The organism is Companilactobacillus halodurans, assembly GCF_009600985.1.
Classification (GTDB): Bacteria; Bacillota; Bacilli; order Lactobacillales; family Lactobacillaceae; genus Companilactobacillus; species Companilactobacillus halodurans.
In genome coordinates this window covers 1-1327 of sequence record NZ_VDFP01000158.1, presented here as the reverse complement: position 1 = coordinate 1327, position 1327 = coordinate 1, and the positions used below count along the sequence as shown (strand labels likewise).

General features: G+C 37.4%; 1 protein-coding gene. It reads left to right on the top strand.

Annotated features, from left to right (window positions below; genetic code table 11):
• The coding region (locus tag FHL06_RS13250) for an adenylosuccinate synthase (protein WP_153387086.1) at nt 1–1283 on the top strand (1283 nt) is incomplete at its 5' end.
• Nucleotides 1284–1327 lie beyond the last annotated feature (44 nt).

Below are 1327 nucleotides of genomic sequence, written 5' to 3'. Positions count from 1 at the left end.
CAACAGTTGTTGTAGTAGGTACCCAATGGGGCGATGAAGGTAAAGGTAAGATTACCGATTATTTCAGTGGTGAAGCTAACATTATTGCACGTTACCAAGGTGGAGATAATGCCGGTCACACTTTAAATATCGATAATCACGTTTACAAGTTAAGATCTGTTCCATCAGGTATTTTGTATTCAGATAAGACGAGCGTTATTGGAAATGGTGTCGTTTTGAACCTAGAGTCACTTCAAGAAGAATTGGGACGTCTTCACGAGCAAGGTGTTGATACAACTAACTTGAAGATTTCTAACCGCGCACAGTTGATTCTTCCTTACCACATTCAATTAGATAAACTTCAAGAAGCCGCTAAGGGCGATTCTAAAGTTGGAACAACTAATCGTGGTATTGGACCTGCTTATACTGACAAAGCTTCACGTGTTGGTATTAGAATGGCTGATATTCTTGATAAAGAATTGTTCAAAGAATTATTGACTGAAAATCTTAAACAAAAGAATGAACTATTTACAAAGATTTATGGTGCTGAACCAATGAAATTTGATGATATTTTTGAAAAGTATTATCAAATTGGTCAAGACCTAAAGAATCGTGTCATTGACACATCTGCATATTTGAATAAAGAATTAAAGAATGGTAAAAATGTTCTATTTGAAGGTGCACAAGGGATCATGCTTGATATTGACCATGGTACTTATCCTTATGTAACCTCTTCAAATCCAGCTGGTGGCGTAACTACTGGTGCCGGTGTTGGTGCTCCATTGATCGATAATGTCATTGGCGTAGTTAAGGCTTATACATCACGTGTTGGTGCGGGTCCATTCCCAACTGAACAACTAAATGATACTGGTGATTTCTTGCGTGAAGCAGGTCATGAATATGGAACAGTTACTCATCGTCCACGTCGTGTTGGTTGGCTAGACCTAGTTGTTCTAAAGCACTCATGTAACGTTTCTGGTGTTACTCATCTATCACTTAACTGCTTAGACGTTTTAACAGGTCTAAAAGAAATTAAGGTCTGCACAGGTTATGATCTTAATGGCAAGATTATTGATGAATACCCAGCTAACCTAAATGTTTTGGCCAAGTGTAAGCCTGTTTATAAGACCTTTGAAGGCTGGACAGAAGATATGACTCAAGCCAAGAGTTTGGATGAGTTACCACAACAAGCTAGAGATTATCTTGACTTCATCAAAAATCAATTGGGTGTTGAATATGCTACAGTTTCAGTTGGTCCTGATAGAGAACAAACTATTGAGGTAAATGATGTTTGGAAAAATTAATTAAATAAATATATGAGGATTGGTTGATTACTATTCCTTGTAGG